This is a genomic window from Bartonella sp. WD12.1 (assembly GCF_002022415.1).
Classification (GTDB): Bacteria; Pseudomonadota; Alphaproteobacteria; order Rhizobiales; family Rhizobiaceae; genus Bartonella.
In genome coordinates, this window is the sequence record NZ_MUBG01000001.1 from 1489773 (window position 1) to 1505965 (window position 16193).

11 protein-coding genes are annotated in these 16193 nt (G+C 38.6%); 4 read left to right on the forward strand and 7 right to left on the reverse strand.

Annotation, left to right across the window (positions count from 1 at the left end):
- Window positions 1-6: 6 nt before the first annotated feature.
- On the reverse strand, window positions 7-1569 hold the full coding sequence (gene ffh, locus BWD121_RS06750; protein ID WP_078663881.1) for a signal recognition particle protein: 1563 nt from the start codon (window positions 1567-1569) through the stop codon (window positions 7-9).
- Window positions 1570-1817: 248 nt separating this feature from the next.
- A complete protein-coding gene (locus BWD121_RS06755) occupies window positions 1818-2477 on the reverse strand; it encodes a carbonic anhydrase (protein ID WP_078663882.1) in 660 nt (219 codons plus the stop codon).
- 264 nt (window positions 2478-2741) lie between these two features.
- Here BWD121_RS06755 and BWD121_RS06760 point away from each other — a divergent pair, with 264 nt between their 5' ends.
- Window positions 2742-7454 (forward strand): NAD-glutamate dehydrogenase, encoded by a 4713-nt coding sequence (locus BWD121_RS06760; protein WP_078663883.1) that lies wholly within the window; start codon window positions 2742-2744, stop codon window positions 7452-7454.
- A gap of 795 nt (window positions 7455-8249) precedes the next feature.
- On the opposite strand, the gene BWD121_RS06765 is transcribed toward BWD121_RS06760, so the two are convergent.
- From BWD121_RS06765 to BWD121_RS06775, 3 genes are all read right to left on the reverse strand, one after another.
- Window positions 8250-8975: a glutamine amidotransferase gene (locus BWD121_RS06765; RefSeq protein ID WP_078663884.1), complete on the reverse strand. Its 726-nt coding sequence runs from the start codon at window positions 8973-8975 to the stop codon at window positions 8250-8252.
- Between the two features lie 111 nt (window positions 8976-9086).
- Window positions 9087-10619 carry a heme biosynthesis HemY N-terminal domain-containing protein gene (locus tag BWD121_RS06770; protein WP_078663885.1) on the reverse strand — a complete coding sequence of 511 codons (1533 nt, stop codon included), beginning with the start codon at window positions 10617-10619 and terminating at the stop codon, window positions 9087-9089.
- Window positions 10620-10631: 12 nt separating this feature from the next.
- Window positions 10632-11819, reverse strand: coding sequence for a mitofilin family membrane protein (locus BWD121_RS06775; RefSeq protein WP_078663886.1), 1188 nt, complete (start codon window positions 11817-11819; stop codon window positions 10632-10634).
- Window positions 11820-12384: 565 nt separating this feature from the next.
- Between BWD121_RS06775 and tsaD the strand changes: the two genes are divergently transcribed.
- Window positions 12385-13479, forward strand: a complete 1095-nt coding sequence (gene tsaD / locus BWD121_RS06780; RefSeq protein ID WP_078663887.1) for a tRNA (adenosine(37)-N6)-threonylcarbamoyltransferase complex transferase subunit TsaD — start codon at window positions 12385-12387, stop codon at window positions 13477-13479.
- A gap of 93 nt (window positions 13480-13572) precedes the next feature.
- Window positions 13573-14007, forward strand: coding sequence for an EVE domain-containing protein (locus tag BWD121_RS06785; RefSeq protein ID WP_078663888.1), 435 nt, complete (start codon window positions 13573-13575; stop codon window positions 14005-14007).
- Here the strand turns inward: BWD121_RS06785 and BWD121_RS06790 are convergent.
- Window positions 13999-14562 (reverse strand): L,D-transpeptidase family protein, encoded by a 564-nt coding sequence (locus tag BWD121_RS06790; RefSeq protein WP_078663889.1) that lies wholly within the window; start codon window positions 14560-14562, stop codon window positions 13999-14001. The genes BWD121_RS06785 and BWD121_RS06790 overlap by 9 nt on opposite strands.
- Before the next feature lie 67 nt (window positions 14563-14629).
- Here BWD121_RS06790 and BWD121_RS06795 point away from each other — a divergent pair, with 67 nt between their 5' ends.
- Window positions 14630-15313 carry a response regulator transcription factor gene (locus tag BWD121_RS06795; protein ID WP_078663890.1) on the forward strand — a complete coding sequence of 228 codons (684 nt, stop codon included), beginning with the start codon at window positions 14630-14632 and terminating at the stop codon, window positions 15311-15313.
- Between the two features lie 40 nt (window positions 15314-15353).
- Here the strand turns inward: BWD121_RS06795 and BWD121_RS06800 are convergent, their stop codons facing one another.
- On the reverse strand, window positions 15354-16115 hold the full coding sequence (locus BWD121_RS06800) for a class I SAM-dependent methyltransferase (protein ID WP_078663891.1): 762 nt from the start codon (window positions 16113-16115) through the stop codon (window positions 15354-15356).
- Window positions 16116-16193: the final 78 nt, after the last annotated feature.

Below are 16193 nucleotides of genomic sequence, written 5' to 3' on the forward strand. Positions count from 1 at the left end.
TTTGCTTTACGATTTCTTCTTAGGAAGCGGAGGCAATTTTCCCCCATTCCCAGAAAGACCACTGGAAAAACCAGGAAATGGCAATCCACTCTGAGGAAGACCAGGTAATTTCTCTCCTAAATTACCATTTTTAATCTGCTTTTGTAACGCCGATAATTGGGCCGGATCAATTCCCGATAAATTAGGTATATTACCAGGAACACCCCCAGCCCCAAGTCCTAGTTTGGAACCAAGCCCTCCTAACATTTTTCCCATCAAACCGCCTTTACCCTTTCCTCCCATAGCTTTCATCATATCAGCCATTTGACGGTGCATTTTCAAAAGCTTATTAATATCAGCCGCATTTGTACCAGATCCTTTAGCAATTCTTTGTTTACGACTATGTTTCAAAATCTCAGGATTAGCACGCTCTGCAAATGTCATTGATGAAATAATAGCCAATTGGCGGTTCAAAAGATGATCATTAAGACCTGCAGCTGCTATTTGCTCTTTCATCTTTCCCAAACCTGGCATCATTCCCATAATGCTGCCCATACCCCCAAGTTTTTTCATTTTCTGCAGCTGCTCTGCAAGATCATTAAGGTCGAATTTTCCAGCCTGCATCTTTTTTGCAAAATTCATCGCCTTTTCATGATCAATCGCTTCAGCAGTCTTTTCAACTAAAGAAACAATATCCCCCATGCCAAGAATACGATCTGCAATACGATGAGGGTGAAATTCTTCCAAAGCATCTATTTTTTCACCAACCCCAATCGCTTTGATCGGCTTTCCTGTAACAGCACGCATTGAAAGGGCTGCACCACCGCGGCCATCACTATCCATTCGTGTTAAGATAATCCCTGTAAGGCCTACACGTTCATCAAAAGAACGTGCAAGGTGAACAGCATCTTGACCGGTAAGACTATCAGCAACCAACATAATTTCATGAGGAAGTGACAATGCTTTGATCTCAGCCAATTCAATCATCAAAGCATCATCAAGATGATTGCGCCCTGCCGTATCAAGAAGCAAAACATCATAAGCCCCCAATTTTGCTGCCTGCACTGCCCGTGCAGTAATATCGACAGCAGATTGACCAGAAACAATGGGTAAACTTGCAAGCTGTGCCTGCTCTCCTAATTGACGAAGCTGTTCTTGCGCTGCGGGGCGGCGCGTATCCAGTGATGCCATCAAAACTTTTTTATTGTGTTTGTCAGTTAAACGCTTTGCAAGTTTTGCTGTCGTGGTTGTTTTTCCTGAACCTTGCAAACCAATCAGCATAATAACAACCGGTGCTGGTGCATTTAGATCACTAAGAACAGCCTCATCCCCCAGCATGCTCACAAGTTCATCGTGAACAATCTTAACAACCATTTGGCCAGGCTTAATAGATTTAACAATAGCAGAGCCAACAGCTTTTTCATGAACTCTATCGGTGAAAGAACGCACCACATCCAGTGCAACGTCAGCTTCCAACAAAGCACGACGAATCTCACGCAGCGCTGTTGCAACATCCTGATCCGACAAAGCACCACGCCCTGTCAAATTGGACAGAATGGAACCAAGACGTTCCTGCAAGGATTCAAACATCATCTACCTCATTGACCATATAACAAACAAATCAAAATGGCATCCGAGGACGCAACGCGTTATCGAATGTTGACCTCTGGGATCTTTTTATACCCTTAAATCAGTGGGGTCCCAGTCGGTGGCTCCAAGTTAATTCTTGTCACTGAATGCTTGTTTCTTCAAACAACAAAAACTACTCTTTGTCAAGATTGATCATACACCACCTTTGCACGCAAAGGTTACGTAAGACTAAAAGATATCAAAAATATTTATGACCGGGTGAGCAATTTTTCTTCAACGCGTACAAAACGCCCCGTTTCTTGTTCTAAACTCCACAATTCACCGTTTGAAATATCAAACCAAGCGCCATGAATTGTCAAAAGCCCTTGATCTTTACGTTTTTTCAACCACGGAAATGTCTCTAAATTCTTCAACGAATAACGAATAGAAAAATGCTCCAATGCAGCTTGTCGCTCTGTTTCAGTCATTGACTCACGACAGCAAGCTCCTTTTCCCACCGAGACTAAAAGATCCATCCACAACCCCATACAGTTGTTCGATGACAAGGGCTTATACACCTCACCAAGCACAATATTAATTCCCCCACAACGCCCATGACCTAAAATAACAACATGCTTAACTTTTAGCGACTGCACCGCAAACTCAATTGCTGCTGCTGTTGCATCATATTGATCACCAGGAGAAAAAGGTGGAACAAAATTTGCCACATTGCGCACAACAAAAATTTCACCAGGGCTGGCATCAAAAATTGTTTCTGGCGCCGCACGCGAATCACAACACGCAATCATCAAAATCTCAGGCCTTTGCCCTTCTTCTGCCAATTGCCGATAACGCGCCGCTTGCTGCGAAAAATGATTGGTCATAAAAGACCTATAACCATTTAAAAGTCTTTCTGGAAGATCTGTCATCTTTATATTTATTATTAGTGTATATTTTTGAGATATGCTACTTTTTCATAGAAAAAATATCAATAAAAATATCCTTTTACTTATTACTTATGCCAATTGTTTATTCAAAATTTACAACATTACTCTAAACTGCAGAAAAATTTTACAATTATTTGAATAAATAACTATTCATTCAAAAATAAAATGATACAGTATAAAGATGACATAAACGACCTGCTCTTGTGAGGAGAAAAGGTCACCAAGAGCAAAAAGGGGAGTATAAGTATGTCACAACAAAAAGCATTAGATATCAAAAATAATCAAGAACAATTAGCACAAATCCTTTTCGCCCATACCGATAAAGAAGATATTGCTTGTTATAAAAAAGATGAACTCGAAAAAGCTGCTGCTATTGCTGCTGAAGCGCTTAGCTTACATCAAACAGGAAAAAGTACCATTTGCTTTGAACAAAAAGAATTGACACGTAGTAGTAAACCTATAACTGCTATCACACTTGTCAATGATAACAAACCTTTCCTACTTGATTCTATTTTAAACGTCTTTAATCAGCACGCAAACCACATTTATTTAATTGCACATCCTGTTCTTGATTGCCCTTCTGGACAACGCATTAGTCTTATACAAATTCATATTGAAGCATTAAGTGAACAAAAGACCAAAACACTCAAAGATGAGCTTACCTTAGTTCTTCAACAAGTCAATGCCGCCGTGCAAGACTGGAAACCCATGCTGGAAGAACTTAAAAAGCATATCCACGCCTATCAAACAAACCTCCCGCAAAATTACCAAAAAGAAGGTGAAAAAACCATTGAATTTCTCAACTGGCTTATAGATAATAATTTTATCTTCCTTGGAATGCGCACTTATGACTTCATTAAAAACAAAGAACCCCAAAACAGTTTGAAAGCTGGTAATATTGAATTGGGTATTCTCACAGATGCTTCTATTCGCATTATTGGCAATACACATGTAGAAGAACGCCCCAAAGAAGTCTTATCCTTTATGGAAAGCAATAATCTTCTTATTGTGACAAAAGCCAATAGCCGCTTAAAAATCCACCGTCCTATTTGGTTAGATTATATTGGAATTAAAATTTTTGATAAAGAAGGGTGTGTATGTGGAGAATTACGCATTGTAGGGCTGTTTACATCCTCTGCTTATACCCATTCTGTTTTGCAAATTCCTTTCTTAAAAGAAAAAGCACAAACCATTATTCAACGCCTTGGATATAATCAAGCTGACTATTCTGGAAAAGCACTCATCAATGTTTTAGAAACCTATCCAAGAGATGAAATGTTTCGCTCTGACGTTGATACACTAACAGAAAATGCTCAACTTATTTTGCAGTTAGACGAACGTCCACGTTTGCGCGTGCTTGCGCATACTGATTCTTTTGGGCGCTTTGTTTCCATACTTGTTTACGTCCCGCGTGATCAATACAGCAGTAATATTCCTGAAAAAATTGGCGCATATTTTGTTGACACTTATGAAGGTGATTTTTTTGAATCTTACCCGCTCTTCCTAGAAAGCACACTCATTCGCATTCATTATATTATTCACCGTAAAGGAAACCATAGTGCTCCCGTTATTGAACGCACCACACTTGAACAACATGTTCGCTCGATAACAAGAAACTGGGAAGATAATGTCCAAGCTGTGGCTCTTGCCCACAAAGCAACAGAACAACAGACACTTCTAGCAAGCCAATTCCCAAACAGCTATCGTGACTTATTTTCAGCTGAAGATGCCATTGCAGATGCAGATCATATTTTAAGCCTTAATGATGAAAAGCCTCTTTTTGTCACTTTTTATCACACCCATCATAAAGAAAAACACAATATTTCTCTTAGACTTTTTCACCGCCACGAAGCACTTGCCCTTTCTATACGTGTCCCACTTCTTGAAAATATGGGTTTTCGTGTCATCGCTGAACAAACACTTGAATTACCAGATGGGCATGGGAAATATGTGTATCTTCATGATATGCAACTAGAAAGTGCTTTCCAAACCTGTATTGATCTTAATGAAAATGGTCAAAAACACGCTGAAACCTTTGAAGCCATTTGGGCTAAAAATGCTGATGATGATGCCTTTAATGCCTTAACACAAACTGCCCAACTTGATTGGCGTGAAATCGTTATTTTGCGCCATTACGGACGCTATCTCCAACAAGCTGGAATTCCCTATTCACAAAAACGTGTCGCTCAAACTTTAAATGCTTATCCCAATATTACCAAAGATCTTTACGCTTTGTTTCATTTAAAGTTTCATCCAAGCCACAAAGAAAAAGAACGCCAAAACAACGAACAAATCATTCAACAGCATATCGAAGAAAAATTGCAGATGGTCCCCAATTTGGATGATGACCTCATTTTACGCCGCTATCGCAATCTCATCGCCGCAAGCTTACGGACCAATGCTTTTGTTCCTCTTCCAAACGGTAACCCACGGCGTATCTTGGCAACCAAGCTAAACCCACGTCAAATTGAAGGTTTACCTGACCCACGCCCTTATCGAGAAATTTTTGTTTACGGACCAGAAGTGGAAGGGGTCCATTTGCGCTTTGGTGCTATTGCTCGTGGTGGCATTCGTTGGTCAGACCGCGCATTAGATTACCGCACTGAAGTGTTAGATTTAGTCAAAGCCCAACAGGTTAAAAATGCAGTTATTGTCCCTGTGGGTGCAAAAGGTGGCTTCTATCCCCACCACCTTCCCCAAACCAACGACCGCGCCGTGGTAGCAGAAGCAGCCAGACAAGCTTATATTGACTATATCACAGCTTTGCTTTCCATTACTGATAACCTCGTCAATGGCAAAATAAGTGCCCCCAAAAATGTGATTCGCCATGATGGTGATGATCCTTATTTTGTTGTTGCTGCAGACAAAGGCACAGCAACTTTTTCTGATACTGCAAACGCAATCAGCCAAGCAGATAACTTTTGGCTTGATGATGCCTTTGCTTCGGGAGGATCAGCAGGTTATGACCACAAAGCCATTGGAATTACGGCTAAAGGTGCGTGGGAAGCTGTTAAAAGACATTTTCGGGAATTATTTGATCATGACATTCAAACAACCCCTTTTAGTTGTGTCGGCGTTGGCGATATGTCGGGAGATGTCTTTGGTAATGGAATGTTACTATCCAAACAAACAAAGCTTATCGCTGCCTTCGATCACCGCGATATTTTCATTGATCCACAACCCAATATAGCTGAAAGTTATGCAGAGCGTATGCGTCTGTTTCAACTCCCCCGCTCAAGTTGGCAAGATTATGACAAAGCGAAATTGTCAAAAGATGGTGGAATCTTTTCACGAGCAGCCAAAACCATTACTCTTTCTCCTGAAGCTGCACAAGCCATTGGTTTTGAAAAACAAACAGGAACACCTTTTGAAATTATTACAGCTATTTTAAAAGCTCCTGTTGATCTTTTATGGTTTGGTGGCATTGGTACCTATATACGTGCAATAACAGAAACCGATGCTCAAGTGGGTGACCGTGCTAATGACGCACTTCGCATTACCGGCGAACAAATACGTGCCAAAGTCATTGGTGAGGGAGCCAATCTTGGTCTTACCCAACGTGGTCGCATTGAATATGTCTTAAATGGTGGGCGGTGTAATACCGATGCCATTGACAATTCCGCAGGGGTCAATTGTTCCGATCTTGAAGTGAATATCAAAATTGTTCTTGCATTAGCAATGCGTGCTCAAATGCTTACGCGTAAAGCACGCGATACGCTTTTAAAACAAATGACACCACAAATTGAGCAATTAGTTTTACGCAACAATTATCTGCAAACTCTTGCCCTTTCTTTGGCTGAAAGTCGTGGCATTATTGATCTGCCTTACCAAGCCCGCTTTATACATGATTTAGAACAGAAAAAGCTGCTTGATCGCAGAGTTGAAATTCTGCCTGATGATCAAACTTTACGCCAAAGAATGGCTCAAGGTCAAAGCCTTACACGCCCAGAATTGGCTGTTATTTTAGCTTATGCTAAATTAACATTGCAAGAAGAGATCATTAACAATTCCATTGTTGATAATCATTATTTCGATACAACCTTGTTAAACTATTTTCCAACTCAACTCCAAAAAAGCTTTAAGAACGAAATTATTAACCACCAATTGCGTCGTGATATTATTGCCACGCTCATTGCCAATGATATTGTTAATCGTGGAGGGCCTACTTTTGTTAGTCGCCTGCAAGATAAAACAGGACAAAATGTTGAAAATATTATTCGTGTTTTCATTGCTATTCGTGATGGATTTGAAATTCCTCAGCTTTCTGACCAAATTGATAATCTTGATAATAAAATACCCGGTCTTGTTCAAAATAAATTTTATGCAGCAATCACTACAGTGCTCTTTGAAACAACCAATTGGGGATTGCTCAATATCGATTTATCCATACCATTAGAAGAACTTGTAATAACAATTCAACAAGCACGTAAAATCATTGAAAAACAGCTTATGCACTCCAACAATGAAGATATACATGAAAAAATTGCAGAAAAAGTAGCATTATATAGCGAAGAAGGAATACCAAACACTTTAGCAAAACAGTTAGCTCTCCTTGAGGCTGCCCCAATGATTTGTGATATTTCTTTAATCGCAAAACAAAGCCAAAGTGACCTTACTAAAACTGCAAAAATCTATTTTTCATTGACTCAGATTATTCGCATAAACCGCATTAATGACGCGAGTCGAGCAATTCCTGTTCTTGATTATTATGATGGTATGGTCTTAAGCCAAGCTAAAGAAAATATTGCTGAAAACGTTCGGCAAATTGTTATAAAAATCTTAAAAAACTATGGTGATAAAAATGATCCACTTGCAGCATGGGTCAAAACAGAAGAAGATCAAATTTGCAATGTAACAAACCGAATTGGTGCTCTCATTGAAAGTGATCTCAATATTTCTCGCTTTATCTTTGCAGCCAACATGATTACACAACTCAAAAACACTGCTTTCCAAGCTTAAAGCGGTATGCAAAAGCAGCCAAGCTGAAAACACAGTTTTACTCACTCTTACGTGATCTATAACAATGACAATAAGCTGGCTGCTTACACTCTTCGAGCTATCAATTAAAAAATAAAGTTAAAAAACAGGCCGTGTACAAGAAAACAAATACTGCACAGTGAAGAAGGATTTTTTACATACAAAGAAACAGAAATTTAAATAAAGCCATTTACACCAGATACTCCATCTGCATGAAAATCAATTGGCTGTACTTAAAAAACATTTCTTCTCTACCAAATACCGTTTCCAATCAATTCTATCATCTACTATCGCATCTGCTTCCAAGAAATGAAGCATATCATTAAAACTTCACTCATAAAGTCCTATCAACTTTGAGCAGATTAACAAAATAAGACATTGTAACAATAGAAAAACCACAAGTAACATACTCTAATAAATTATTATCCTCAGGCTTAATTTAAAATACTATTATTATACTTTTGGGACCCAATAGATGCAAAATCTTGTTATCAGCATCACCTAAAAAAGTATCTAAATTTCAAAATTTCCCCTGCTGTCTTGCGCACAGATATTTCCTTAAATCTCTGATTCTTAAAAACAATGAAACGGTAGCAATTTTCCAAGCCCTTCAACTGATAAGCCTCTCTCCCTTTTCCTTCCTCATGAAAGCCTGTTTGCAGAGCCTAATGTGCCAATGTAGTATCAAAAAGTTCTTATTCTGATATTCATAATAGAATACCAACAAAATGAAATTCGTCCTTTTAAAAAATCATTTTCAAAAATAATCTTTATTATCTAAATGGCAGGAACACCAAAAATTTTCTGCAATGCATTTTTAAACCACTGGCGTAAAGCTTTGTCATACATTAAGCGACCTTGCACATGTGCATAAGCAGGCTGAGCACCTTTTTTAGTCAATTTCGTAGCTGAACGCACCACCCAATGCTGCATCATAGCTTGTGTCAATTCAGCATGAAATTGCAAACCCCACGCATTATTTCCATAACGAAAAGCTTGTACAGGGTATGTTTGACCACTCGCTAAAAGAACTGCCTCTTTAGGCAAATCATAAATACCTTCATCATGAAAATGATAAACCATTTCAGGCCAATCCATAATTTCTCTACCTTGAGGTGTTACTTCTAGTGGATACCACCCAACTTCAACAATTTTATCACTTCTCGCACAAACACGCCCACCAAGATTTTGGGCTAACATTTGTGCTCCAAGACAAATACCCAAAAAAGGTTTATTCTCTTTAATAGACAAAGAAATCCAATTAATTTCTTCACGAATATATGCTTGCTTGTCATTAACACTCATCGGGCCACCTAAAATGACAACACCTGCGTAATGTTCCAATGTATCGGGAAGCTTTTGCCCCGCAACAGGGCAATAAGTATCAAGAACAAAACCATTTTGTTGCAGAAATTGTCTCAAACGACCAGTGGATGGAGATTGACGATGTAAAACCACTGCAATTCTTGGCTTTTTATTTTTCTGTTTTTTACCAAGATACATTTTTGCAAAAAATTCTTTTCAGTTATTATTGTAGCAATATAGTTTAACTACGCGTTTCTAAAACATAAACAAATGATTTTTGTCAACAAAGTTTACTCTAAACTTTTCTCTTTAAAATAATTGAAATTTCTTTTTTGATGTAGAAACCTTTTTTTTCGTTGTTTTAATGTTTGAATTATCAACATCTAAATGAATCTGATTGAGTGTCTCTTCGTCCTGCCTGCTTGCGTAAACCTCAAAGGAGCTATCACTTTTTTTAGACAGACATTCATCTAAAAGATTATCCTTAAAAGCTATTTCAGCAACATTTTGTTTGTCTTCCTTTTTCAGTACAATATCGTCAACTTCTAATGTTAAAGGAAACCGACGAGGAGGTGCTTTCCATTCAAAACAGCCCAATCGCCCACTTATTGGAGAAACCGCTGACCAAGAAGAAAAAAAAGTATTATCACAAATCCACGTTGGATCACGTTCTGCATTGCGTGCTAAAGAGAGCCATTTATGCACTAACCCCTGATCATTTCCTTGCACCTCTTCAATATCTGCTAGTAATAAATACACACTTTCACGGGGATGATAATTTAGTGCTTTTTGTGCTTGTTCTCTTGCTAATGTCAACTCACCTGCATCTAAAGCAGCTTTCGCAATAAGAAAAGCTGATTCAAAAGTGTTTTTATTATAAGAAGCCAGTTTTTTAGCTTTTTTCAAACGTCCAATAGCCCTCTCTTCTCTCCCAAGATAAAGTGCTCCAAAATCAGGATGAGGATCTTTTTTCCAAGCTTCAATGATTATTTTATCAGCCTTGCGGGTTTCATTTAATTTATAAAGAATACCAGCCGTTATAACCGTTATCGGTCCAAAATCAGGTACCAACTTATGTGCTTTTAAAATGGCGGTACGTGCTTTTACAGGATGGATTTTAAAGACATGAAGCGCCTTTCCACTCAATAACAGAGCATGTGTATGATTGCGCTCTGCAGTCAAACGAGCAGAGCGTGGTAAAGCTTTTTGCACTTGTTCAAAAACATCCAGTGCTTCATCCCATTGCCCCTCAGCACTCAATCGATCAAGCACAGCCTGATGAGCCCACACAAGTGATGGTGATAAAGTAAACGCCTCTTGTGCATAGTGTTGTGCTGCTTCATAAGTTTTTGTATTCATAGCCTCACGAAACAAACCATAAAGCCCAGCAAGTTTTGTTGATTTTTTTTGTCTCATCTCCTCATAGAGGTGAATGGCGCGAATAGAATCTTTTTGCAAAACCAGAGTTTGAGCTTGTAAAAGTTTTATCAACGGCTCACAATTTTCTTCAAGATATTTTAACGCCTGTGTCTCCATTTTTTGTGCTGTTAGATGATCACCAATAAAGGCTGCAAGAAGGCCCTGTGAAAGGGCTTCACGACCGCGTTTTTGACGGCGTGCATAGAAATAATTGTAGAAAGCCCCAGGTGCAAAACAAACAACATACAAAAGTCCCCATAAAATCCCCAAAAATACAATAAATGTACTTAAAAAAGCTAACAATGAAATAGATAATCGCGTGTGCATAAATGTTATGGTCACAACACTATTATGACTAGAAACCCATCCAAAAGCTGCACCAAGAACACAAACAACAAAAATATAAATAAAAACACGTATCATTCTTGGCTCCATTTACATTTTTATAGCCTTAGAAGATCCTTGTTGCACAAAAATCAGTAATTGCTGAAAAACACGTTGAACAGCCAAATGCCGTTTTAACTGCTGCATAAAATCTACTGAAATATCCTGAGCACTTTGGGGTAATGTTTGCCACTCTGCTAAAGCTTTTTCGTAATCTCCAACTTGAATGGCTATTTCCATCCGCGCTACAATCGCACCTACTGTCACACCTTCCACATTTCCAACTGGTCGTAAAACAAATACACTTTTTACCCAGGCCCAAATCCGTGCAAAAAAACCAGCATCTGATGTAACAACATTTTGTTGCGCAACAATTATATCTGCAATACTAGAAAAATTAGCTGCAAGCTTAGCAGGACTTGGAAGACCTGTATTTGCTGTTTCTTGCAAAAGATCAAGCCCAGAAACTGAAGGTGAAAAACGCTGTATTATTTCCAACTCATTGGCATAAGGTTTACCCCGATCAATAGCATTTTTTAAAGCATTAACCGCCATTAGAAATGCAGGATCTATCCCTTCTTTCACATCACTTCTAGCAGCAATTTCTTCCCGTAGAGTGTCTATCTGTTGTTTTAACGCAGCAAAATCATTTGTATTGCCTTGCCCAGCCGATAAAACTTCGTGAATACCTTGAGAAATTGCAACTAAATTTTGTATACTCTCTTCAAGAGTATTGACCTTTTTCTCTAAAGCCGCAAAAATTTCCCTACTTTTTTCTTGTGATGCCTCATCCCTTTGAAAAGAGTTATCACCTTGTGATGAAAAAGTAGAAAAAGCCGTCTTTAATGCATTAAGTTCTTGGATAATATGATGCAATTGTTTCGTTGTTTCTTCAGCTTGGCTTTTTGCAATTTCAGCAATTTGTAAAGCTTGATCTTCTTTAATAAGCTCGTTTTCTAAAAAAGGAAAAAGAAAACCCGCCCATTGTATTCCTATCCAAAAACTTAAGGTGATAAAACTGCCAACAATTACTAAAATCAACGAATGAAACCAAGCAATACCAGACACCTCTTTCCTTTTTGCTTTTTGTTTGCTTTGTGTTTCTTTTGTCATTGATTCTGCTGAGTTTTGTGTTTCTTTCTCTAAATCACAGTCTATTACATCACACTCAATTACAGGTGTTTTACGGTTAATACCAGTATAATGTGGTTTTGCTTTGGGTTTTGAAAATTTTGCCATAAATGTCTCTTTTCTCCCGCTCATTTTATTATAAAATAACAAAATGAAAGAAACTTTAAAAAAAGCTAAGTATTGATTAAATATCTCGCTTTTTAAGTATTTTTACTCAATTCCTCTTAACTCACAAGCCAGATATCTCAATTAAACCAGACATTTTAATAGCTTATCTTCCTTAAGCGCACTTAGATATTTTAGAGAAAAAGCCTTGGAAATACATCAAGTGAACTAAAAATCTAATTGTACCCAAAAAACTTTCTAGGTTTAAACGCTGCTAACTTCTTACAGTTGCATATTATATTGCTTGATTACAAAAATTTCCAACAACCAATCACCAAACATAATTTAACACACCTAAAATGCATCCTATGCTAAACATTTTGCCTTTCTTCGCTGAATTTTTAAATAGAGCAATAATCCACCCCTGACTACACACCTCATAAGACCACATCTAGATGCACTACCTCTTATCTCTTATATACCTTTATTTTAAGAGAACTCTTTGCATCCCTCTTGATCCGTGATACCCACTACATGCGAAAAATCTTCAACATAAGGTTATCCTGCAATGCGTCTGTTGGGCATAGAAACAAGTTGTGATGAAACTGCTGCTGCTATTATTGAGTATAACAGTAATGGAAAAAGTCGTATTCTTTCCAATATCGTTTGGAGCCAAATTGAAGATCACGCACCTTATGGTGGCGTTGTCCCTGAAATTGCTGCACGTGCTCATGTCGAAATTCTCGATAGCTTGATTCTTAAAGCACTCACACAAGCTGATATAAAGTTGAAAGATATTGATGCTATTGCAGCCACCAGCGGCCCTGGCCTGATTGGAGGGCTTTTGGTAGGACTTATGAGTGCAAAAGCGTTAGCTCTTGCTACCGGAAAACCTTTTATTGCTGTCAATCATTTAGAAGGGCATGCTTTAACAGCTTTCATAACTCATGATATAAATTTTCCCTACTTATTGCTTCTAGTCTCAGGCGGTCATACACAAATCATTCTTGTTCACGGGATAGGAAATTATCAACGCTTAGGCACAACCATTGATGATGCCTTGGGAGAAGCCTTTGATAAAACTGCAACTCTTTTAGGTCTTCCTTACCCTGGTGGTCCAGCTCTTGAAAAAGCCGCTTTATTAGGAGATAAAAATCGTATCTCTCTCCCACGACCTTTAAAGGGTGAAAAACGGTTGGATTTTTCCTTTTCCGGCCTAAAAACTGCTGTTCGTAAAGCTGCAACAACAATGGCTCCTTTAACACAGCGTGATATTGCTGATATCGCCGCAAGTTTTCAAGCAGCAGTTATTGATACATTGCAAGACCGTATTAGTTTAGCTTTGCAATATTTTACCCACCACTACCCCCTTTCTCATCAGAAAAAATGTCGCCCCCCTGCCTTGGTTGTTGCAGGCGGAGTATCAGCCAATCAAGCCATTCGTTTAAGTTTGCAAGAGCTGGCTTGCCAACATGGTTTTGAATTTATTGCTCCCCCTCCTTCTTTGTGCACAGACAATGCCGCAATGATTGCTTTTGCCGGCGCAAAGCGTATAGAACAAGGGCAAACAAGCTCTCTTGATATTGCTCCTCGCTCACGCTGGCCGTTGGATGAAAAAGCACCCCCCTTAATCGGTACAGGACGGCGAGGAGCAAAAGTATGAGGACATAAAATCCTATGGCTAAAATCCTTTCAACATTTATTTTCTATAAAATTAAACGCAAAAACCAAACATAGTGCATATAAAGGAGACTAAATGGCTTATTGGCTTTTTAAATCTGAACCTCAAAAATGGTCGTGGGCTATGCAAAAGCAAAAAGGCGCACATGGCGAACAATGGGATGGTGTACGCAACTATCAAGCACGTAATAATATGCGTGCCATGAAATATGGTGATAAAGGATTCTTCTATCATTCCAACAAAGACTTAGAAATAGTAGGCATTGTAGAAGTATGTGCACAAGCGCATCCTGATTCAACAACTTCTGATCCACGCTGGGAATGTGTAGATATTCGTGCCCTTTGTGACATGCCAACTCCTGTTTCATTAAAACAAATCAAAGCTAATCCAAAATTGAAAAACATGGCACTGGTTAAAACCATACGCTTATCAGTACAACCTGTCACAGAAGATGAATGGAAAGAAGTTTGCTCTATGGGTGGGCTTAAACCAGAAATGCTTTTAACCTAAAACAACAATTCTTGTCCGCCAATTAATATAGGATAAAAGACGCTCCATATCACGACGGGAAAGTGCGATACATCCTTCTGTTGGAGCATAATTGTCCCGTGCTAAATGCATAAAAATAGCGCTTCCTCTTTCTATTTTGCGCTGTGTGCTATTCCAATCTAGAATAAGGCCAATCGCGTAAAGACCATCTTCACGGTGCATTTTTTCAGCACTTTTAGGATAAGGAAGGCGTACCAAACGATTATAATTGGCATCACCACTAGCATCACACCAGCCATCTTGTGCACGAATATGATGAAAAGGCAAAACTGAACGCACAAAAGGACGATAAAAATTATCGCGAAATCCTCCCAAACAACGCATATTTGCCAAAGGTGTAGCACCATCACCTTCGCGCTTATAAGGGGAAATACCGCCTCGCCCTAAAGCGCAAAAAAAACGATGCTGACCAGCACAAAGAATACCCCGTGTACGCACACCTGCTTGTCGACGGATGACCATAAAAGAAACAAAAGTTTGTTTTTTATAGGATTTCTTTTTTAATTCTACTTGCATAAGATTTTATTTTCATGAAACTACTTTCCACAAAGTATAGCGCACATAAGCTTTATAAGGAAAAAAAATGAACAGCTACACCCTTTTAATTGTTGAGGAAGAGGATGACTTGCGCTCTATTCTGCTAGAACAATTGCAAATCCATAAAGAATTTGAAGTGCTTCAAGCAAAAACAGCCAAAGAAGGAATCGCAATAGCTCATAAAGAAAAAATCGATCTTGCTGTTTTTGATATTAAACTGCCTGATCTGGATGGCCGCGAAGCTGTTAAAAAATTACGCGATCAAAAATTTCGCGCTCCCATTATTATGATAACTGATCATGACACAAATTGTGATACTTTTTTAAACCTTGAAGCAGGTGCCAATGATTATGTAACAAAACCCTTTCGTTTTGCGGTGTTGTTAGCGCGTATTCGAACCCAATTACATCAATACGAACACCATGAAGATGCAATTTTTCGTATTGGTTCTTACACTTTTAAACCTGGGCAAAAACTTCTGATTGATTGTCATGGTAATAAAATCCGCCTTACCGAAAAAGAGGCAGCAATTCTTAAATATCTTTATAACACGCGTAACAAAGTTGTAAGCCGTGAAACATTGCTGGAACACATTTGGGGTTATAATAAAAACATTGTTACCCACACATTAGAAACCCACATTTACCGTTTACGCAAAAAAATTGAAAAAGATCCTTCTAATGCCCAGATTCTCATTACAGATCATAATGGCTACCGCCTTAATCTTTGATTTTTAAGTAATGATTGCTTTTAAAACGACTCTGGCGTCATCAATTTTTCTCTGAAGCAAAATCAGATCCAGATAAGATATATCTCTCGCGAGTCTGTGGTGATAATGCAGGAATGAACACACGTCGTGATTGGCGGCGTTGTATACTTATACCTTGATAAATACGTTTGTGCGCATGACACATTAAAAGCCCACCAAAATAAGGAAAAAGGTGGCGTATCAATGGTCTATAAAAAAATGAAAACAACCGCGCTGTATAATTTAAGGAAGGCGTATAATATACAATTTCTCGCACAGGTCCGGATATAAAATTTGTTTCTTCAAATAAACGAACAATTTGTTGCCGACTATAAGGTTCGCCATAGCCAAAAGGTGTACAATCATTGCGTGCCCAAAAACCGCTGCGATTGGGAACAATAACAATCAAATGGCCATTAGGCGCTAAAACACGCCATATTTCTTTAAGAGTTTCGCGTGAATTTTCTGTATATTCAAGTGCATGAACCAACAAAACACAATCAATCGAAGCATCAGGAAGAGGCAAATCTTCTTCAAAAACAAGTGCTGTAGCAACCCTATCAGCACAAGGCCAAGGTAAAGCACCCTGACTAGCGGGCATAAAAGCAAAACAATGTTGTGCACGTGTACACAACACAGAAAGGTAAGGAACTGCATAACCAAAACCCATTACTCGCTTATCGACAAGATTTGGCCAATATAAATTTAATTGCTCACAAATCGTCGTTTGCACCCGAAGACCAAGTGTAGAAGCATAAAAATCTTTGAGTGTAACTATATCCAATTTACATTACCATGTAGAAACAAATATCAAACGTTGCAGCACCTTATAGTCAACTTATATGGGTTTGCACCTCTTCCC